Below are 20841 nucleotides of genomic sequence, written 5' to 3'. Positions count from 1 at the left end.
TGCGGCGTGCACCCAACCTGTGTGAGCTGGCTTGCCAGCGATGACGACGGCACTCACAACCCTTCATCCGGCACAAACAAAAACGGCAGCCCCACCGGGCTGCCGCTTGTTGTTTACCGCTGAACTTACGCCAGGTTGGAAAGCATTTCCTTGGCCTCGCCCCGCTGCTTCTCGTCACCCTCGGTCAACACTTCGTTGAGGATGTCACGGGCACCGTCGGCGTCGCCCATGTCGATGTAGGCCTGGGCCAGATCGAGTTTGGTCGCTGCTTCGTCGGTGCCGGCGAGGAAGTCGAAATCGTCTTCGCCCAGATCGTCACCCATCGCCGCGTCCGCTTCGGTGAAGCTCGGCTCGGCCATGCTTTGCGACAGGCGATCCAGCTCGGCATTGACGTCGTCCAGCTCGGCCGAGAAGGCATCCGGCTCAGCAGCCGGGTTGCTGTCCATTTCGTCCGCCAGCGACAGGTCGAAATCAGCTGGCAGCTCCAGATCGTCCTGCGGCACGTCAGCGACAACCGGCGTCTCGACCGGCGGCAAGTCCTTCACGCCGTCGTCCAGATCCAGCAGGAAGTCATCTTCAGCCAACGTGGCCGGCGATGGTTCGGCGCCGAGATCCATGTCCAGATCGAAGTCCGACAGATCGTCGAGATTGTCTTTCATCTCGGTCTGCTCTTGCAGCACCGAAGCGAAGCTCAGATCGTCTTCGGCCGGAAACGCGTCGAGCTCGACCGGCGCTTCTGGCTCGGCCACTGGTGCAGGATCGACCGGGGTGATGTTGTCGAGATCGTCCAGGCTCAAATCGAACGCAGTGTCGAGATCGTCACTGGCAGCCTCAGGTGATTGCGGCTCGTCCTGCAACAGTTCCTTGACGTACTGCGCGTCCAGCTCGGCAGCGACGGCGGCAGCCGCCAGTCCACCGGCAGCAACCACGGCCATGGCCGGGAAGCGGCTTTTCAGTGCTTCGACCTTGGCGAAGTTATCGCCATTAGCCACCAGTTGACGCTCCTGCGCGACGAACGCATCGCGGTCGCCCTGCTGGCCGTAGACTTCCATCAGTTTCAGGCGCAGATCGCTGCGTTCCGGCTCAAGGCTGACGCCCTCTTCCAGCAGCGCGGCGGCTTGATTGAGACGACCGGCATTGATGTGCGATTGCGCTTTGTCGAGCACGTCATCCGATCGCTCGCCGGCCGGGGCCACCAGTGGTGCGGCAATCGGCGCAGCCATCACCACCGGAGTGACGACCGGTGCAGGGGCTGGCGCAGGTGCCGGAGCTGGCGTATTGAGCTTGACGCTGGCTGCCGGGGTTTCCAGACCAGAGAAGCTGCTTTCCGGCAGATCCTGCTCAGCGGAGAACTCTTGCTCTTCAGCCAGAGCGCGGGCCATGCGCAGGTGCTTTTCGGCTTCCTGCTGCGCTTTGCGACGACGCGCCAACAGCAACAGCAGAAGCAGCAGAACCACCGCACCGCCGCCGATCAGGCCGAGCAGAATCGGATTGGTCAGCAGTTCATTGAAGGCTTTGTCGTCATCGGCGGCAGCAGGTGTGGTTTCGACCACCGGCTCGACGACTGGCTCAACCGGGGTTTCCGCTGGGGGCGCGATGGCCGACTCTGGAGTCGGTGAAGCCGCTGCGGCGTCGGCCGGGGTGGCTGGCGGTGTTGCGGCCAGTTCGGCAGTAATCGCCGGCACCGGCGGCACAGCAGCAGTGGCGCCAGGCGCAGCGCCGGCGCCGTCGGCCTGCATCTTCGCCAGTTGATTGTTCTTCAGCTCGATCAGCTTTTGCAGCTTGTCCAACTGGCTCTGCAGATCAGCCATGCGGCTTTTCAGTTCCTCGTTGTCACGACGGGTCGTGTCGAGGTTTTCCTGAGTGATTGCCAGTTTGTTGCTCAGCGCCTTGGCGTCGCCGGCCGGGCCTTTCGCACCGGGCTTGGCGCTTTCCGCCGAGACCAAGCTCAGATTGTCCTGGGTGTTGGCCGCTGCACCGGTATTGCCACGGCCACGATTGGTCGCATCCAACTGCTGCTGACCGGTGCCAGGCTTGGCCGCGTAACGACGGCCCTGACGCCAGGCTTCGTTCTGCGCCGCCACTTCAGCGATGGCTGCCGACTGCGGCAGCGCCGTGCTTTGTACCGGATCGGGCAGACGCAGCACCTGGCCGGTTTTCAGACGGTTGATGTTGCCGTCGATAAAGGCATTCGGATTGAGCGCCTGAATCGCCAGCATGGTCTGCTGCACCGAGCCGCCGTTGCGCGCCTTCGCGGCGATTTCCCACAGGGTGTCGCGCGGCGTGGTGGTGTATTGATTGCGATGGGTGGCGCCAGTGGTGGGCGCAGTGATGGTCTGCGACGGCGCCGGTTGCGCGGCGGCGTCTGCGGTCTGCGGCGAGAACTTCGACGGATCGAGCAGCACGCTGTAATCACGCAGCAGGCGGCCATTGGGCCACATCACCTGCACGAGGAACTTCACCATCGGTTCCGACAGCGGTTGGCTCGAGGTCACGCGCAACACGCTTTTGCCGCTGGCGTTGAGTACCGGGGTGAACGTCAGGTCATTGAGAAAGGCCTGACGATCAACGCCAGCCTTGGCGAAATCTTCAGGGGAAGCCAGGCTCGGCACCACCTCGGCGGCGGTGAGATCCTTGACGTCGAGCAGCTCGATTTCAGCCACCAACGGCTGGTTCAGGGTCGACTTCAGGGTCAGCTCCCCGAGCCCGAGGGCATGCGCCATACCGGAGGACAGCGCCGAGGCGGCCGCTATTGCTAACACCAGTTTGCGAACTTGAACCATAGCCTCATCCTTTGTTTGAACGTTCCTCGGCCAGCGAGAAGCTTTTGAATACCGCTGCCGTAAGGCATTGCGCGCGACGACGGGGGTCGCCGCGCGCGATCATTTCGGTGCTGCCCCGGAAAGTCCCGGAGGGTGACTCGTCATCGACGCGCTTCGGGCAAGCATAGCGCTCACCTAGAATCAGTCGACAAATTGTTGCCAAGTATCTTTTACAGCAGGTCTTTTATCAACAACTCAGCCAGTTGCACGGCGTTGAGCGCCGCGCCTTTGCGTACGTTATCTGACGTCAGCCAAAGATTTAGTTCCGCCGGGTCGTCGACGCCACTGCGCACGCGGCCGACATAGACCACGTCCTGCCCCACCGCATCGCCGACCGCGGTCGGATAATCGCCGGCCTCGACCAGCTCGATGCCCGGTGCAGCCTCGAGCGCGGCGTTGACTTTTTCCAGGTCAACAGCGCTGCCTGACTGCAAGGTCACGCTAAAGCTATCGCCAAAAAACACCGGGGCTTGAACGCAAGTGGCAGAAATCTTCAATAAAGGTTTTGCCAGCACCTGGCGCAGCTCGCGTACCAGACGTTTTTCCAGCAGCGTGTGACCCTGAGCATCAGGCGTACCAACTTGTGCCAGCAGGTTGAACGCCATCTGCCGGTCGAAGAACGTCGGTTCCAGCGGACGCATGTTGAGCAGCTCGGCGGTCTGCCGCGCGAGCTCGGTGACCGCTTCGCGACCTTGCGCAGAAACGGCCAGGTTGGCGGTGACGTTGATGTATTGCAGATCGAGCAGATCGAGCAACGGCGCCAGCACCACGGCAAGCGTAGTGGCCGACGGGCTTGGGCTGCTGACCTGGAACGGGCTTTTCAGACTGGCGAGAATATCGGCATTGGCTTCGGGCACCACTTGTGGCGCCTGATCGGCAGGCAAGGCGCCAGACAGGTCGATCAACGAGCAACCGGCAGCATGGGCGCGAGCGGCGTAGCTCAGCGACACCGCAGCGCCAGCGGCGAAGAACACCAGTCTGACCTTGCTGAAATCGAACTCGTCGACCTCGCGCACGCGGACGTTTTTGTTGCGGAACAGCACCGAGCTGCCGGCCGATTCGCTGCTGGCCAGCAGGTGTAGATTGCCGACCGGGAAGTCGCGCTCTTCGAGAATCTGTACGAGGGTTTCGCCGACAGTACCGGTGGCGCCGATAACGGCGATATCGAAAGTCTGGGTCATGGAGCTACCTCTGGCAAAACGGGGGGAGCGGCACTTTACCGGGTGGGTGGCGCACAGGCAATTTCTGCCCGTACCGATCGTTCCCACGCTCTGCGTGGGAATGTCTCAACGGACGCTCCGCGTTCTGCTTTGGAAGGGACGCAGAGCGTCCCGGGATGCATTCCCACGCGGAGCATGGGAACGATCATTGCGCCTAAAAAAACCCGCACCTCTCACAAGGCACGGGCTCTTTCATTGCTTCAAGCGATCAACGCTCCAGCAGGATCCGCAGCATGCGGCGCAGCGGTTCGGCCGCGCCCCACAGCAGTTGGTCGCCGACGGTAAAGGCGCCGACGAATTGCGAACCCATGTTCAGCTTGCGCAGACGACCGACCGGTACATTCAGGGTGCCGGTGACCTTGGTCGGGCTCAGCTCCTGCATGCTGATCTCGCGATTGTTCGGCACCAGCTTGACCCAAGGGTTGTGCTGGCTGATCAGCCCTTCGATATCGGCGATCGGTACGTCTTTGTTCAGCTTGATGGTCAGCGCCTGGCTGTGGCAGCGCATGGCGCCGATGCGCACGCAGATGCCGTCGACCGGGATCGGGCTCTTGAAGCGACCGAGAATCTTGTTGGTCTCGGCCTGGGCCTTCCACTCTTCGCGGCTCTGGCCGTTCGGCAGTTCCTTGTCGATCCACGGGATCAGGCTGCCGGCCAGCGGTACACCGAAGTTTTCGGTCGGGTACGCGTCGCTGCGCATGGCTTCGGCCACGCGACGGTCGATGTCGAGGATCGCGCTGGCCGGGTCGGCCAGTTGATCGGCGACAGCGGCGTGCGTCGCGCCCATCTGCTTGATCAGTTCACGCATGTTCTGCGCGCCGGCACCGGAGGCCGCCTGATAGGTCATGGCGCTCATCCATTCGACCAGACCGGCCTCGAACAGACCGCCCAGACCCATCAGCATCAGGCTGACGGTGCAGTTGCCGCCGATGTAGTTCTTGGTGCCCGCGTCCAGTTGCTGGTCGATGACCTTGCGGTTGACCGGGTCGAGAATGATCACCCCGTCATCGTTCATGCGCAGGCTCGACGCCGCGTCGATCCAGTAACCCTGCCAGCCGGCTTCACGCAGCTTCGGGAATACTTCGCTGGTGTAGTCGCCGCCCTGGCAGGTCAGGATCACGTCGAGGGTCTTCAGCTCGTCAATGCTGTAAGCGTCCTTGAGCGGAGCAATGTCCTTGCCCACGGACGGGCCTTGGCCACCGACATTGGACGTGGTGAAAAACACCGGCTCGATAAGATCGAAATCCTGCTCTTCCAGCATCCGCTGCATGAGCACGGAACCGACCATCCCGCGCCAACCGATCAGACCTACACGTTTCATCGCAACTACACCTTCTTGAAAAGTGGGCCGCTGCTTTGTATTGAATTTCGCAGCGGGCCCGAGAGATTACAGATTCCGCAGCGCGGCGACTACTGCGTCGCCCATTTCCTGCGTACCGACTTTGGTACAACCGGCCGAGTGGATGTCGCCGGTGCGCAAGCCCTGATCGAGCACGACGCTGACGGCTTTTTCGATGGCATCGGCAGCGTCGTGCAGATTGAAGCTGTAACGCAGCATCATCGACACCGACAGGATCGTCGCCAGCGGGTTGGCAATGCCTTTACCGGTAATGTCCGGCGCCGAACCGTGGCACGGCTCGTACATGCCCTTGTTGTTGGAGTCCAGCGAGGCCGACGGCAGCATGCCGATCGAACCGGTGAGCATCGACGCTTCGTCGGAGAGGATGTCGCCGAACATGTTGTCGGTGACGATCACGTCGAACTGCTTGGGTGCGCGCACCAACTGCATGGCGGCGTTGTCGACGTACATGTGGCTCAGTTCGACTTCCGGGTAATCCTTGGCCACCTGCTCGACCACTTCACGCCACAACTGGCTGGATGCCAGCACGTTGGCCTTGTCCACCGAGCAGAGCTTCTTGCCACGCACCATGGCCATGTCGAAACCGACACGGGCGATGCGGCGAATTTCGCTTTCGCTGTACGGCAGGGTGTCGTAGGACTGACGCTCGCCATTGTCCAGCGTACGGGTGCCACGCGGCGCGCCGAAGTAAATGCCGCCGGTCAGCTCACGGACGATGAGGATGTCCAGACCGGCAACGATTTCCGGCTTCAGGCTCGACGCGTCGGCCAGTTGCGGATAGAGGATCGCCGGGCGCAGGTTGCCGAACAGGCCCAGTTGCGCACGGATTTTCAGCAGACCGCGTTCAGGGCGGATGTCACGCTCGATGGTGTCCCATTTCGGCCCACCGACAGCGCCCAGCAGCACGGCGTCGGCAGCCCGTGCACGATCAAGGGTTTCGTCGGCCAGCGGCACGCCGTGCTTGTCGATGGCCGCGCCACCGATCACGTCGTGGCTCAGCTCGAAGCCCAGGCTGTACTTGTCATTGGCCAATTCCAGCACCTTGACCGCTTCGGCCATGATTTCCGGACCGATACCATCACCCGGGAGAATCAGAATCTGCTTGCTCATGCTTTCCTCGTGTCTTCAAGCGGTGCGCCACTGAACGGCGCGCCGGGAAAAATTCCTATCGCTCGGCCATCAGTACGATCACATCGGTACTGAACGAGCCGTCGGCATCTATCTCAAAATACTCACGCACTTCGTTGCCCATCGACTGCTGCAACTGGCGGATCGCCGCGCGCATCACGTCAGGTGTGCGCATGCGCTCGACCCAACTGCTGCACTCCAGACGCAGGCGCTGACGGGTAGTACTGCGCACATGCAGACCGGCCTCGCTGACCTGGCGCAGCCACTCAGCGGCGGAGTAGTCGCGGACATGGCTGGTGTCGCGCAGCACTTCAACGCTTTGCAGGTAAGTGTCGAACAACGCACTGCCCGGTGACAACACATCAACGAACGCTGCCACCCCGCCCGGATTCAGCACCCGACGCACTTCGCGCAGGGCCAGACCGAGGTCGCTCCAGTGATGCGCCGAGTACCGGCTAAACACAAAATCGAACTCGCCATCGACGAACGGCAAGCGCTCGGCAGCGCCGTTGACGGTAATGATGTTGCTCAAGCCGCGATCGACGGCAGCGCCGGCAACCACATCAAGCATTTGCTGCGACAAGTCGTAAGCCACCACTTCCCTGACCAGCGGCGCGACATGGAAACTGACGTGACCGGCGCCACAGCCCAGATCCAGCACCCGCGCTCTACCCTGCCCGGCCAGTTCAGCCTGGAGCAGCGCGAACTCGCTGCCTTGGGCGTGAACCGCGCTGCTCAGGTAAGCGGCGGCCTGTTCGCCGAATTGCTTCTGGACGACCTGGGTGTGCTGGGCGGTGCTGGTCATGGATCACATCCTGTAAGCAGTATTATTTGAAATACATTCCCTGTGGGAGCGAGCCTGCTCGCGAAGAGGCCCGCCCTGACTACATCAATCCCGAATCAAGCGTCGCGAAACAACCACGGCTGACTAACCCGATGCTTGGCTTCGAACGTCGCAATCGCATCGCCGTCCTGCAAGGTCAGGCCGATATCGTCAAGACCATTGAGCAGGCAGTGCTTGCGGAACGCATCGATCTCGAAGCTGTAGACCTTGCCATCCGGGCGGGTCACGGTCTGCGCTTGCAGGTCGATCTGCAATTGATAACCCGGCTCGGCTTCAACCTGCTTAAACAGTTCATCAACTTCTGCATCGCTGAGGATGATCGGCAGCAGGCCGTTCTTGAAACTGTTGTTGAAGAAGATGTCGGCGTAACTCGGCGCGATGATGCTGCGGAAACCGTACTCTTCCAGCGCCCACGGCGCGTGTTCACGGCTCGAGCCGCAGCCGAAGTTCTCGCGGGCGAGCAATACGCTGGCACCCTGATAACGCTCGGCGTTGAGGACGAAATCCTTGTTCAACGGGCGCTTGGAGTTGTCCTGGTACGGCTGGCCGACATCCAGATAACGCCACTCATCGAACAGGTTCGGACCGAAACCGGTGCGCTTGATCGACTTCAAGAACTGCTTGGGAATGATCTGATCAGTGTCGACGTTGGCACGATCCAGAGGCGCAACAAGACCAGTGTGCTGAGTAAATGCCTTCATCTTTACTGTGCTCCTTGGATCAATTCACGAACGTCAATGAAACGGCCGTTCACTGCTGCCGCCGCCGCCATGGCCGGGCTGACCAGGTGGGTACGGCCACCGGCGCCCTGACGGCCTTCGAAATTACGGTTGGACGTCGACGCGCAATGCTCGCCGGACTCCAAACGGTCCGGGTTCATCGCCAGGCACATCGAGCAGCCCGGCTCACGCCATTCGAAACCGGCCTCCAGGAAAATCTTGTCGAGCCCTTCGGCTTCGGCCTGCGCCTTGACCAGACCCGAGCCCGGCACGACGATCGCCTGCTTGATGGTCGAGGCGACCTTGCGGCCCTTGGCGATCACCGCAGCGGCGCGCAAGTCTTCGATGCGCGAGTTGGTGCAGGAACCGATGAACACGCGATCGAGCTGAATGTCGGTAATCGCCTGATTGGCGGTCAAACCCATGTATTTCAAGGCGCGGACGATCGAGTCGCGCTTGACCAGATCCATTTCCTTGGCCGGGTCCGGCACGTTCTGATCAACAGCCAAAACCATCTCAGGCGAAGTGCCCCAGCTGACTTGCGGCTTGATTTGCGCGGCGTCGAGCTCGACCACGGTGTCGAATTTGGCATCGGCATCGGAAACCAGGTCTTTCCAGGCTTCGACGGCCATGCCCCACTGCTCGCCTTTCGGCGCGAATGGACGACCTTTGACGTAGTCGATGGTCTTCTGATCCGCCGCCACCAGGCCGACGCGGGCGCCGGCTTCGATAGACATGTTGCAGATGGTCATGCGGCCTTCAACGGACAGATCGCGGATCGCGCTGCCAGCAAATTCGATGGCATGGCCGTTACCGCCGGCGGTGCCGATCTTGCCGATCACCGCAAGGACGATGTCCTTGGCGGTCACGCCGAACGGCAATTGGCCTTCGACGCGCACCAGCATGTTTTTCATTTTCTTGGCCACCAGGCACTGCGTGGCGAGCACGTGCTCGACCTCGGATGTGCCGATGCCGTGGGCCAACGCACCGAATGCGCCGTGGGTCGAGGTGTGCGAGTCACCGCAGACCACGGTCATGCCCGGCAAGGTCGCGCCCTGCTCCGGACTGATGACGTGAACGATGCCCTGACGCACGTCGTTCATCTTGAACTCGACGATGCCGTATTCATCGCAGTTGTCGTCGAGGGTCTGCACCTGCAAACGCGAAACCTGATCGGCAATGGCTTCGATGCCGCCCTTACGCTCAGGGGTGGTCGGTACGTTGTGATCCGGGGTCGCAATGTTGGCATCGATGCGCCAAGGCTTGCGCCCGGCCAGACGCAGGCCTTCGAAAGCTTGCGGCGAAGTCACTTCGTGGATGATGTGACGATCGATGTAGATCAGCGCCGAGCCATCGTCGCGCTGCTTGACCAAATGCGAATCCCAGAGCTTGTCGTAGAGCGTTTTGCCGGCCATCAGACGGTTCCTCATCAGCTTGTTTCTATGCCCTGGGCTTATCAATAACCCTTTGGCTTGTGAGGCCGATCCTATGGGGTTAGATTAAATAACTCAAATTCATATTTTTTATGCTTTGGATAACCAACTGGAATGCGACATGGACTTGGCTAACCTCAACGCTTTTATTGCCATCGCCGAGACCGGCAGCTTCTCCGGCGCTGGCGAACGGCTTCATCTGACCCAACCGGCGATCAGCAAGCGCATCGCCGGTCTTGAGCAGCAATTGAAGGTGCGCCTGTTCGACCGCTTGGGCCGTGAAGTCGGCCTGACCGAGGCCGGTCGCGCCCTGCTGCCACGGGCTTATCAGATTCTCAACGTGCTCGACGACACCCGCCGCGCCCTGACCAACCTGACCGGCGAGGTCAGCGGTCGCCTGACGCTGGCCACCAGTCACCACATCGGCCTGCACCGCTTGCCGCCTCTATTAAGGGAGTTCACCCGCCGCTACCCACAGGTTGCGCTGGATATTCAATTCCTTGATTCGGAAGTGGCCTACGAGGAAATTCTCCACGGCCGCGCAGAACTGGCGGTCATCACCCTCGCGCCAGAGCCGCATACCTTGGTCAAAGCCACGCCGGTGTGGGACGACCCGCTGGATTTCGTCGTCGCCCCGGAGCATTCGCTGATCAACAACGGTGCCGTCAGTCTGGCGGACATCGCCGGCCATCCGGCGGTTTTTCCCGGCGGCAACACCTTTACCCACCACATCGTCCAGCGTTTGTTCGAAGCCCAGGGCCTGACGCCGAACATCGCCATGAGCACCAACTACCTGGAAACCATCAAGATGATGGTCTCCATTGGCCTGGCCTGGAGCGTGCTGCCGCGCACCATGCTCGACGAACAAGTGGCAAGCATCGCATTGCCGGGCATACAGCTCACTCGCCAGCTAGGCTATATCTTGCACACCGAACGGACGCTATCGAATGCAGCACGCGCCTTCATGGCCCTGCTGGATGCACAAATCGATCGGCCAGGGATCCCGGCCTGACTTGTGCTACTCCTATAGAGCCGCTCCTGTGCCTAACGCCACTCAGCTCAAGGCCCGCTGACAATGCCGAAATCTGTTGACCGAATTCCGCCGATGCCGCGAATCCAGGCTGTTGATCCGCGCCATTCCGAGCAGAGCTGGGAAAGCGCGCCGCAATTGCTCGCCGCGCTCAACGGCGCGCGGCTCGGTGCCTGGTATTGGGACATCGAGCGTGGGCAGATCAGCTGGTCGCGGGGCACCCAGGCGTTGTTCGGTTTCGATCCACGGCAGCCGTTGCCCGCCGATTTGGAATACCTCGACCTGTTGCCGCCGGAGGACCGCGCGAAAACCGTGCGCGCCTTCCACGCGGTGATCGCCGGCGCGCCGCTGGAGCAGGCGATGCATCACCGCATCCGCTGGCCCGACGGCAGCCTGCACTGGCTGGAGATCAGCGGCAGCCTGCTGCCAGACAAGAACGGCCGGCCCCGAATGATCGGGGTGATTCGCGAAATCACCCATCAACGCCAGCGCGAACAGGCCCTAAGCAGCTCGGAGAAACGTTTCGCAACACTCTTCCACCTATGCCCGAACATGGTTCTGCTGACCCGTCAGGATGACGGTCTGATCAGCGAGGCCAACCAGTATTTCGAAAGCCTGTTCGGCTGGCCGGTGCAAAGCGCGATCGGCCGCACCACCCTGGAACTGGGCTTGTGGGTGCATCCCGAGCAACGCGCCGAACTGGTGAAGAAAACCAAGGCCAAGGGCGAATTGATCAGCATGGAAGTGCAGTTCCGTGCCAGCAACGGCCAGGTCCACGACGGCATCCTCAGCGCGCAGAAGGTCGAGCTCGAAGGCCAGCCCTATCTGCTCAGCACCTTCCTCGACACCACTGAACGCAAAGCCGCCGAACTGGCCTTGAAGGACAGCCAGGAACGCCTCGACCTGGCGCTGGATTCGGCGCAACTCGGCACCTGGGACTGGCACATCCCCAGCGGCATGCTTTACGGCTCGGCGCGCGCTGCGCAATTGCACGGGCTGGAGCCGATTCCATTCCATGAATCATTCGAGGAGTTTTTCGAAGGCGTGCCGGGCGAGGAACGCGACAGCATGCGCGACGCCTACCGCAGCCTGCGCGAAGGTCCGGCGGGAAATTATCAACTGACCTATCGCGTGCAATTGCCCGACGGCAGCTCCCGCTATCTGGAAAGCCGCGCGCGTCTCTATCGCGACGACAACGGCGCGCCGCTGCGCATGGCCGGTACGCTGCTGGACATCACCGATCAGGTCGAGCGCGAACAGCGGCTGGTGGCTTCAGAAGAGAAATTCGCCACGCTGTTTCAGGTCAGCCCCGATCCGATCTGCGTCACGCGCCAGGAAACCGGGGAGTTCATCGAGATCAATTCCAGCTTCAGCCAGACCTTTGGCTGGAGCGCCGCCGATGTGATTGGCCACACCGCCGAGGAAATCGGCCTGTGGGACGCCTCGGCGAAAAGTCTGCAACGCATCGAACGGGTGATTCGCGAACAAGGCCTGAGCAACGTGGCCATTCTCGTCCAGCACAAGGACGGCCAGTCGCTGACCTGCGTGATTTCCAGCCGGCAGATCAGCGTCGGCGATCAGCCGTGCATCGTCACCACCCTGCGCGACATCACCCAGCAACAACGCTCGGAAGCAGCGCTGAAGGCCAGCGAAGAAAAATTCGCCAAGGCGTTTCACTCCAGTCCCGACGCCATCACCATCACCGAGCGCGACACCGGGCGATATCTGGAGGTCAACGATGGCTTCTGTCGCCTCACCGGCTACCGCGCCGACGAAGTGGTGGGCAAAACCGTTTATCAGGTGGGGATCTGGGCCGAAGAGAAACAGCGCTCGACCTTACTCGCCGAGTTGCAGATCAAGGGCCGCGTGCATCATCAGGAAATGCTCGGGCGCAACAAGCGCGGCGAATTGCTCACGGTGGAAGTCTCGGTCGAGCCGATCACGCTCAATGAAACCGCGTGCCTGCTGCTGACCGCGCGCGACGTCAGCCTGTTGAAGAACGCTGAAGCGCAGATTCGTCACCTGGCCTACCACGACCCGCTGACCAACCTGCCCAACCGCGCCCTGCTGATGGATCGCCTGAGTCAGCAGATCGCCCTGCTCAAGCGCCACAATCTGCGCGGCGCCTTGCTGTTTCTCGACCTTGATCACTTCAAGCACATCAACGATTCCCTCGGCCACCCGGTCGGCGACACCGTGCTGAAAATCATCACCGCGCGGCTCGAAGCCAGCGTGCGCATGGAAGACACGGTGGCGCGCCTCGGTGGCGATGAGTTTGTGGTGTTGCTCAGCGGCCTCGAAGGTTCGCGCAGTGAAGTCAGCGAGCAAGTGCGCGCGCTGGCTGACACCATTCGTGAACTGCTCTCGGAGCCGATGTTCCTCGATGGCCAGCGCCTGCAAGTGACGCCGAGCATTGGCGTCGCGCTGATTCCCGATCACGGCTCGACCCCCACCGACCTGCTCAAACGCGCCGACATCGCCCTGTACCGAGCCAAGGATTCCGGGCGCAACACCACGCAGATGTATCACAACACCATGCAGAAAGCGGCCAGCGAGCGCCTGCGCATGGAGACCGACCTGCGCCTGGCGCTGTCGCGCGGCGAGTTCAATGTGCACTTTCAGCCGCAAGTCGATGCCCGCGACAACCGCATCATTGGCGCCGAAGCCCTGGTGCGCTGGAATCATCCCGAACTCGGCGCGCAATCGCCCACCGAGTTCATCAAGGTACTGGAAGACAGCGGCCTGATTCTCGAAGTCGGCACGTGGATCCTCGATGAAGCCTGCAACGCCTTCAAACAACTGATCGCGTTGAAACTGGTCGACCCGCTCAACTTCAGCCTGTGCGTGAACATCAGCCCCCGGCAGTTCCGCCAGAACGATTTCGTCGAACGCATCGAACACAGCATGACCAGCCACGGCCTGCCCTGCTCGCTACTGAAACTGGAAATCACCGAAGGCATCGTCATCCAGAATCTGGAAGACACCATCAGCAAAATGCGTCGTCTGAAAAAGCTCGGCGTGAGCTTCGCCATGGACGATTTCGGCACCGGTTATTCGTCGCTGACTTACTTGAAGCGTCTGCCGGTAGACACCCTGAAGATCGACCAGTCATTCATCCGCGATGCGACCACCGATTCCAATGTTGCCGAGATCATTCGCGCGATTGTCGCGATGGCGCGCAGCTTGGAATTGGAAGTGATTGCCGAAGGAGTGGAGACGCCAGCACAGCTGGCGTTTTTGCAGGGGCTGGAATGCCATTTGTATCAGGGTTATCTGCACAGCCGGCCGGTGGGGTTGGAGGATCTGAAAAAACTGCTGCCCTGAATCGGCGGTCGCACAGACTGGCAACAGAGCAACAATTGCCACGGTTTGCGTCAGCCTGTAGGGTCGCGTTTTTTGCGCCGCTTCGAGATCAACCATGCAGGATGCATCCCTTCCCCGCCCGGCCCTGCTGGGCATCGACCTTGGCACCACCAACAGCCTGATCGCCGTCTGGCGTGAAGGCCGCGCCGAACTGATCCGCAACGCCCTCGGCGATGTGCTGACACCGTCGGTGGTCAGCCTTGATGAAGACGACACGATTCTGGTCGGCAAAGCCGCCCGCGCCCGCCTGACCACGCACCCGGAACGCACCGCCGCCGCGTTCAAGCGCTTCATGGGCAGCGACAGGCAAATCCAGCTCGGCTCTCGCCAGTTCAGCCCGGAAGAGTTGTCGGCGCTGGTACTTGGCTCACTCAAGCAAGACGCAGAAGCCTTTCTCGGCCAAGCGGTCACAGAAGCGGTCATTTCCGTACCGGCATATTTCAGTGACGAGCAGCGCAAGCGCACCTTGTTCGCCGCCGAACTGGCCGGGCTGTCCGTGACGCGCCTGATCAATGAACCGACCGCGGCCGCCATGGCGTACGGCCTGCACGAACAGAAGTTCGAACGCACGCTGATTTTCGATCTCGGCGGCGGCACATTCGACGTCACCGTGCTCGAATACGCATTGCCGCTGATTGAAGTGCATGCCTCCACTGGCGACAACTTTCTCGGCGGCGAAGACTTCACCGCCGCCCTGTTGCAGGCCTGCCTGAAACACTGGCAACTCACCCCCTCAACGATCGATGCACAAGCCATGGCCAGCCTCGGTGATGCCCTCGAACAGCTGAAATGCAAACTCGGCGAAGGCGCGCAGCACTTGAGCTGGCGGTATGCCGAGCAGACATTCGAATGGGAACTGGATGAAGCCGCTGCGGTGAAAATCTGGGAGCCGTTGCTGGCCCGCTTGCGCGCGCCAATCGAACAGGCTCTGCGCGATGCCCGACTGAAACCGCGCGACCTCGACAGCCTGGTGCTGGTCGGTGGCGCCACGCGCATGCCGGCGGTACAGCAAATGGTTGCCACGTTGTTTGGACGCCTGCCTTATCGGCATCTTGATCCGGACACCATCGTGGCGCTGGGCGCAGCGACGCAGGCGGCATGCAAGGCGCGGGACGGTGCGGTCGAGGAATTGATTCTGACGGATGTCTGTCCGTATACGCTGGGGATTTCGACCAATCGTGGCGAAGGCGTCAGTGGCGCGTTCTCGCCGATCATCGAACGTAACACGGTGATTCCAACGTCACGGGTGCAGCGTTACTCGACGACGTTTGCGCAACAGACTGAAATCCGTATCGCGGTTTACCAAGGGGAACGCCCGTGGGTACGCGACAATATTTTCATCGATTCTTTCGACATCCAGTTCACCCCTAGTGAGCAGCTGCAGAGCCTCGATGTGCGTTTCAGTTATGACATCAACGGCCTGCTGGAAGTAGACGTCACGCTTCTGGAAACCGGCGAACGTTACGGCCACAGCATCGACCGCAGCCCGACCGGACTGGATGAACAGGCGCGCAGAGACAGCCATGCCCGGCTCGCGACGCTCAAAGTCCACCCTCGCGACGCCCTGCCCAACCGCACCCTGCTCGCACGACTGGAGCGAGCATGGATGCAAACTCTGGGCGACGAGCGTGCGCGCATTGCCGAGTGGATGGACACCTTCAACACCGTGCTTGCCGGCCAGCAAGCCAGCGAAATCGCCAGCCACCGCTCAGCGCTGAATGATGCGCTGGATCAATTACGTTTTTAACCGTTTAGCCGTCGCAGAATGGCTTGCAAGCCACCGGCGAGAGTGTTTTCCCGCTCACTGCCCGGTGGCACGCCATAGCGATTGGGCAGCTTTTCTCCGGGAAAACCGAACAGCACCAACGGCAAGAACGGTAGAACTGGCGAAAGGCCGGCGATCAGCACAAACGTCGTGACGCCTCGCCCCATGTCATGAAGACGACGCAAAATGGCACTGAGCAGCAGGCCGAGCGCTCCCCCAAGCACAACAAAAGCAGTAACCACCGAGCCGCTGAACAATGCCAGTAGCGGCGTGAGCAGCACGATGCCGATGACTTGCGCAACGAACGCCTCACGACCCAGCCGACTACCGAGACGCCAGAATGCAGTTGCCGGCGTTGGAATGGTCTGTGCCTTGGCCAGCAACAAACGCTCCGACCACGACAGCAGGGCACTGAACACGAAGCGCAGACCGAGTCCGTTATCGAGGTCGTCCTTGGCCCGCTGCATACGTAAAAGGGTTTTCTGACTTGGTACACCGATACTGCCAAAACGCACGAGGTCCCTGAGCACATCCAGCGCCAGGTAAAAAGCGTCGCCGACACCCTCGTCCGACAGCGCCTCGCGAGGCGGATGAGGAGGTTCTCCCTTGATCAGACCGTGACGGAAGCCATCGAACCACTCCTGAGGGTTGACTACTTCGGTGATGCTTTCGAGCAGATATTTGCGCTGTTGCGCATTGAGCAGGGGATCGTGATACAGGACGCCCGCTAACAGCATGCGCCCAAGCAGATCATCATTGAACCGACCGATATCGCTGCGCATGCATTCAAACAACCGATCATTACCCAGCAATCGGGTGCTGTCCAGAGCTTCCTGAACACTGAACAACTTGCGGGCCAGCAGCGAGTGCACCGGGTCGGCGGCTTGCAGCCAGCCGAGCAGACCGCTGGCGCTGCCCTGCTCTCGATTCAGGCGACAGAGCAGTGGCTGCAGACGTGCCAATGGGTGCTCACGCGCAACATTCATCGACTCAATGCAGCGTGCCGACTGCGCAGCCAACCAGCGTGTCGGTTCATCGAGCGTAGCAAGCAAGTACAGCGCCTGACGGTGCCACTCCCAGACATCGTCCCGGCTATCAATGGCCGGGAACACCATGCCCTGCGTGGCCAACTCAGCTTGTAGTTTCAGGCCATCCAGCATGGCGTCTCGCTTGTCCAGACTGAATGCTTCGTCCAACCGCGCCAGCGAACCGGCATCGTAAGCGCGCAAACGGCGCATCCACAGCAGGCTGAGCTCAAGCGGTTGGCCTTTGTGCAGTTCCGGCGGCAACGGGGTGGCGTGGTCGGCTGCCAGATACGCCTGCATTGCCAGTGGAATCGGCGCTTGGGTCAACCAGCAGATCTGTTGCCCGGCCTGATACTTGAAGCCCTCCAGCACCAATTGATCCAGAATATCCAGCGGTGCTGCTGCGTCCATGACACGTCCCAGCAAGGCCTCATCACCGCGATGCAACGCCCAGGCATGCTGATAGAGGATTTGTAGCGGCGGATCTTCGCTGTCGCTGATCAGCCACGCCAGCAGCGGCAATTCATCACCACTGATACGCCACTCGACAAATGCATCGGCGATGCCTCGCAATTCGAGCTGCCGGGCGCGGAACCAGCGCGCCAATGTTTCCGGACGTTGTGACGGACTGCCGTATTCCTGACTGACATCATTCAGGTCAGTTGACCAGTCGCGGAAATTTTCCAGGCGGTCAAAGGCCTGGATCAGCAAGGGCAAGCGCTGCGGCTGGTGACGCGCGCACAAGTCCAGCAGCCATGACGCAGCTTTCGGGTGATGATGCTCGCGCCAGAGCTGTACCCATGCCTGTAACGCCAATTCCTCCATGCCCAGCGCGCTGCGCTGGCACGCCAGCAGATAGAGCCAATCGACCTGCTGAGGCGCAAGCCGATGCATCTCACCGACAATCTCGAGAAAATCCTTGCTGGCGATGCCGGCCTGACTGAACTGTATCGCCAGGCGTCGCAGCAACCCGTCATCAGCGGGTAGCGGCAGACACATGTGCTGCCCGGCGAAGTGTCGAAAGTCATCCAGCGAGGCTTCGCGGTGCAGGTAATCGAGGGTGCGCACGTACCAGAGCGTTTCCAGCTGCGCGGCAGCGGGCCAATGGCTGATCAATGACGTGTCGAATGGATCCGGCAACTCGATGCGCTGCAAGAACTCGTCGACATGCCGCGCATTGTCGAAATCCATGTCCAGCATCCGGCTTGCCCAGCTCAGGCGTTGGGCCAGCAAACGCGCGCAGACATGGGAAATCGGTCCGGCTTCCAGCAGTTCGCGCAATAACGGCCAGCAGACTTCGTCCAGCACTTCCAGCGCAAGACGATCAAGCTCGAGGTTAAATGCCTGCCATGCCGCCGGCTCGAACCGGCGGGCTGGATCGAGCAGCAAACTGTCAAAATCCGCCATGATCCTGCCAGCGGGACTTACCTCGTCCTCGGTCTGTTCAACGGGCTCGGCAACTTCTTCGCGGGCAAAGCGTAACGCCAGCTCATAAGCTTCGCGCAGCGCCCGAAAACCTTCCGGATCGGTTTCGGGATGGTGTTGCGGCAAACGCGCACGATAGGCACCACGAATGGTGTCGTTGTCTTTGGTGGGCTCGATACCCAAGCGAATCCAGCAACTCATGACCAGTCAAACTCCCCTAGCGTGTCAGGCCGCTCGGGAAGGTGCAGAGGCATATTCCATGGCAATTGCGCAAATAATTCACGGGCATCGCGATCAAGATTGTGGATGACCACGGTGGTACCGATATAGTCGCCCTGCCGGTCAAATTCGTGGCTCAATTCCTCGTCCTTGTTGCCCAGGCAATGCCAGAAGGCCTTGCCGACGACGAAACCATTCAGATAGCTCGTCCAACTGTCGTAGTAGTAGCGCGCACGTGCCGCCATGCGACCATGCAGCCAAAGGCTTTCGGTCAGGTCGATCCATCCGTGCAGCACCGCGGAGCGCAGCAGAAAACCCATGCGGCCAATATCCCAGGCGCGGATGCCGCCAGAACCACACTCGCCGAATGTGCGGCTGGCCAACTCATAAAACGCGCGCTGACGGGTACCCAGCGAGTCGAGCAATGACTGCCATTCTGACGGCAGGCATCGCTCCCACTGGCGATAGGCTTCGTTCAGTTGCGTCCCGTGCCCGTTATCGGCCGTTCTGAGCATGTCCAATAATTGCGGGCGCGTGGTAATCCCCCAACCGCCTTCAACATCGACATGCTTGAGATCGAAACAATAGGTGGGTGCGGTGTAATCGGCGTCGGGATTGAGGGCGACAAGAGGCGATGAAAGCGCGTATAGCCAGCGCTGTTCCAATTCGTCCATGAACAAAGGCTCCGTGCCGGTGGAAATAGGGAAAGCCGGCTTGATGGGCGCCGATTGTAAAGAGCCCCGCCGACAGCGGCAAACCCAGCATCACTTTTTCTGTGCCCACAAAAAAGGCCCCGACGTATCGGGGCCTTTCGTTCAGCGGCTTATCGCCGGTTCGGGCGATTGTGTGTCAGCACATGAATCAATGCTGCAACGCCGGCTGCTGCGCTCCATTGATCGGGATGCGCTTGGCTTTCGCTTCTTCCGGGATCACACGGAGCAGGTCGATGCTCAGCAGGCCGTTGCGCAGGGCAGCGTCCTTGATCTCGATGTGATCGGCCAGACGGAACGACAGCTTGAAGGCTCGCTGGGCGATGCCTTGATGCAAGAACGTGACGCTCTCGTCAGTGTCACGCTTGCCGCCACTGATGGTCAGCACACCCTTCTCGACTTGCAGGTCCAGGTCTTCTTCCTGGAAACCGGCGGCCGCAACGACGATACGGTATTGGTCATCACCGTGTTTTTCGACGTTGTAAGGTGGGTAGCTGCTGCCTGGCTCGTTGCGCAGGGCGGTTTCGAACAGGTCGTTGAAACGGTCGAAACCTACCGAGGAACGGAACAGTGGCGCGAGAGAAAATGCAGTACTCATGATTCAAATCTCCTGAAAACAATCAGCAAGGTTTTGTGTCTCCGCGACCCGAATTCGGCATCGCGTAACCCTTAGATAGGGACCGCTGTTTTGATTTCAAGAGATTATTTTGAGATTTTTTATGCGGCCTCGACGAGCGGCAATCCGAGCAGACGCGAGACTTGATCCGGCTCGGTTTCGCGGCGCAGAACGGTGAAAAGCTCGGCGGCTTCCGGGTAGTTGCGCGTCAGCATGGCCAGCCATTGCTTGAGGCGACCGGGCGATTGGCGCGCGGTCATTTGCGCTTTGGCCTGCAGCCAGAAGTCCTGAATCAGCGGCATCAGCTCGGCCCAGGTCATCTCGACGACCTCTTCGCCAGCGCGCGCCGCAGCGATCTGCCGAGCGAGATCCGGGCGGGAGACCAGACCCCGACCGAGCATGATGTCTTCCACGCCACTGATTTCGCGGCAACGGCGCCAGTCTTCGACGCTCCAGATATCGCCGTTGGCGAACACCGGCACCTTGACCACGTCCTGCACGCGCGGGATCCACTCCCAATGCGCCGGCGGTTTGTAACCGTCCACTTTCGTCCGCGCATGTACGACGATGTGCTCCGCCCCGCCTTCGGCCAGCGCCGTGGCGCAGACCAGCGAGCCGTCAGGACTGTCGAAACCCAGGCGCATTTTCGCGGTGACCGCGATGTGCGCCGGTACGGCGCGACGGACATGCTCGACGATCTGGTTGAGCAGCTCCGGCTCCTTGAGCAGCACGGCGCCGCCGCGGGATTTGTTGACGGTCTTGGCCGGGCAGCCGAAGTTGAGGTCGATCACCTCAGAACCGAGTTCGCAGGCCAGCGCAGCGTTTTCCGCCAGGCATACCGGATCAGAACCGAGCAATTGCACGCGCAGCGGCACGCCGGACGCGGTGCGAGCGCCGTTGAGCAGCTCGGGGCCGAACTTGTGGAAGTACGCCGGGGTGAGCAACTGGTCGTTGACCCGAATGAATTCGGTCACGCACCAGTCGATGCCGCCAACGCGGGTCAGCACGTCGCGCAGGATGTCGTCGACCAACCCTTCCATGGGCGCCAGAGCAATTTGCATGGGAAACACTACTTGAAGAAAAAACGTGCGGCAGTTTACTGGATATCGCACAAAACCGCAGATCCCTTGTAGGAGCTGCCGCAGGCTGCGATCTTTTGATC

The 20841-nt window shown here is 61.0% G+C and carries 14 protein-coding genes; 3 read left to right on the top strand and 11 right to left on the bottom strand.

The genetic code is table 11. The features are described 5' to 3' along the window. Positions 1-125 precede the first annotated feature (125 nt). The 7 genes from F8N49_RS12595 to leuC all read right to left on the bottom strand — a co-directional run bounded on the left by F8N49_RS12595 (position 126) and on the right by leuC (position 9508). Positions 126-2783 (bottom strand): FimV/HubP family polar landmark protein, encoded by a 2658-nt coding sequence (locus F8N49_RS12595; RefSeq protein WP_071171653.1) that lies wholly within the window; start codon positions 2781-2783, stop codon positions 126-128. Positions 2784-2992: 209 nt separating this feature from the next. Then, entirely contained in the window at positions 2993-4003 is a 1011-nt protein-coding gene (locus tag F8N49_RS12590; RefSeq protein WP_151551635.1) for an aspartate-semialdehyde dehydrogenase, read from the bottom strand. Between the two features lie 247 nt (positions 4004-4250). Beyond that, entirely contained in the window at positions 4251-5363 is a 1113-nt protein-coding gene (gene asd / locus F8N49_RS12585; RefSeq protein ID WP_151551633.1) for an aspartate-semialdehyde dehydrogenase, read from the bottom strand. 66 nt (positions 5364-5429) lie between these two features. Further along, entirely contained in the window at positions 5430-6512 is a 1083-nt protein-coding gene (gene leuB, locus F8N49_RS12580; protein WP_151551631.1) for a 3-isopropylmalate dehydrogenase, read from the bottom strand. Between the two features lie 55 nt (positions 6513-6567). Next, the gene (locus tag F8N49_RS12575; RefSeq protein ID WP_151551629.1) at positions 6568-7335 is read right to left on the bottom strand and encodes a class I SAM-dependent methyltransferase; all 768 of its coding nucleotides are present in this window, start codon (positions 7333-7335) and stop codon (positions 6568-6570) included. A gap of 95 nt (positions 7336-7430) precedes the next feature. Next, positions 7431-8075 carry a 3-isopropylmalate dehydratase small subunit gene (gene leuD / locus F8N49_RS12570; protein WP_024012386.1) on the bottom strand — a complete coding sequence of 215 codons (645 nt, stop codon included), beginning with the start codon at positions 8073-8075 and terminating at the stop codon, positions 7431-7433. Between the two features lie 2 nt (positions 8076-8077). Beyond that, positions 8078-9508, bottom strand: a complete 1431-nt coding sequence (gene leuC, locus F8N49_RS12565) for a 3-isopropylmalate dehydratase large subunit (protein WP_064363917.1) — start codon at positions 9506-9508, stop codon at positions 8078-8080. Between the two features lie 139 nt (positions 9509-9647). Here leuC and F8N49_RS12560 point away from each other — a divergent pair, with 139 nt between their 5' ends. The 3 genes from F8N49_RS12560 to F8N49_RS12550 all read left to right on the top strand — a co-directional run bounded on the left by F8N49_RS12560 (position 9648) and on the right by F8N49_RS12550 (position 15666). Next, the gene (locus tag F8N49_RS12560) at positions 9648-10538 is read left to right on the top strand and encodes a LysR family transcriptional regulator (RefSeq protein ID WP_024012384.1); all 891 of its coding nucleotides are present in this window, start codon (positions 9648-9650) and stop codon (positions 10536-10538) included. A 63-nt stretch (positions 10539-10601) separates the two neighbouring features. Then, positions 10602-13880, top strand: a complete 3279-nt coding sequence (locus tag F8N49_RS12555; protein ID WP_071171649.1) for a PAS domain S-box protein — start codon at positions 10602-10604, stop codon at positions 13878-13880. A gap of 94 nt (positions 13881-13974) precedes the next feature. Beyond that, complete coding sequence (locus tag F8N49_RS12550; RefSeq protein WP_151551627.1) at positions 13975-15666, top strand: molecular chaperone HscC; 1692 nt, start codon at positions 13975-13977, stop codon at positions 15664-15666. Here the strand turns inward: F8N49_RS12550 and F8N49_RS12545 are convergent. The 4 genes from F8N49_RS12545 to F8N49_RS12530 all read right to left on the bottom strand — a co-directional run bounded on the left by F8N49_RS12545 (position 15663) and on the right by F8N49_RS12530 (position 20740). Continuing rightward, complete coding sequence (locus F8N49_RS12545; protein WP_151551625.1) at positions 15663-18335, bottom strand: DUF805 domain-containing protein; 2673 nt, start codon at positions 18333-18335, stop codon at positions 15663-15665. The genes F8N49_RS12550 and F8N49_RS12545 overlap by 4 nt on opposite strands. Continuing rightward, positions 18332-19027: a DUF1266 domain-containing protein gene (locus F8N49_RS12540; RefSeq protein WP_151551623.1), complete on the bottom strand. Its 696-nt coding sequence runs from the start codon at positions 19025-19027 to the stop codon at positions 18332-18334. Before F8N49_RS12540 ends, F8N49_RS12545 begins: the two co-directional genes overlap by 4 nt. A gap of 187 nt (positions 19028-19214) precedes the next feature. After that, complete coding sequence (locus tag F8N49_RS12535; RefSeq protein ID WP_016773925.1) at positions 19215-19661, bottom strand: Hsp20 family protein; 447 nt, start codon at positions 19659-19661, stop codon at positions 19215-19217. Positions 19662-19780: 119 nt separating this feature from the next. Beyond that, a complete protein-coding gene (locus F8N49_RS12530) occupies positions 19781-20740 on the bottom strand; it encodes a tRNA-dihydrouridine synthase (protein ID WP_071171645.1) in 960 nt (319 codons plus the stop codon). Positions 20741-20841 lie beyond the last annotated feature (101 nt).

The organism is Pseudomonas sp. GXM4 (assembly GCF_008923895.1).
GTDB classification, from domain to species: domain Bacteria; phylum Pseudomonadota; class Gammaproteobacteria; order Pseudomonadales; family Pseudomonadaceae; genus Aquipseudomonas; species Aquipseudomonas atacamensis.
This window is presented reverse-complemented; position numbering and strand designations above follow the sequence as displayed.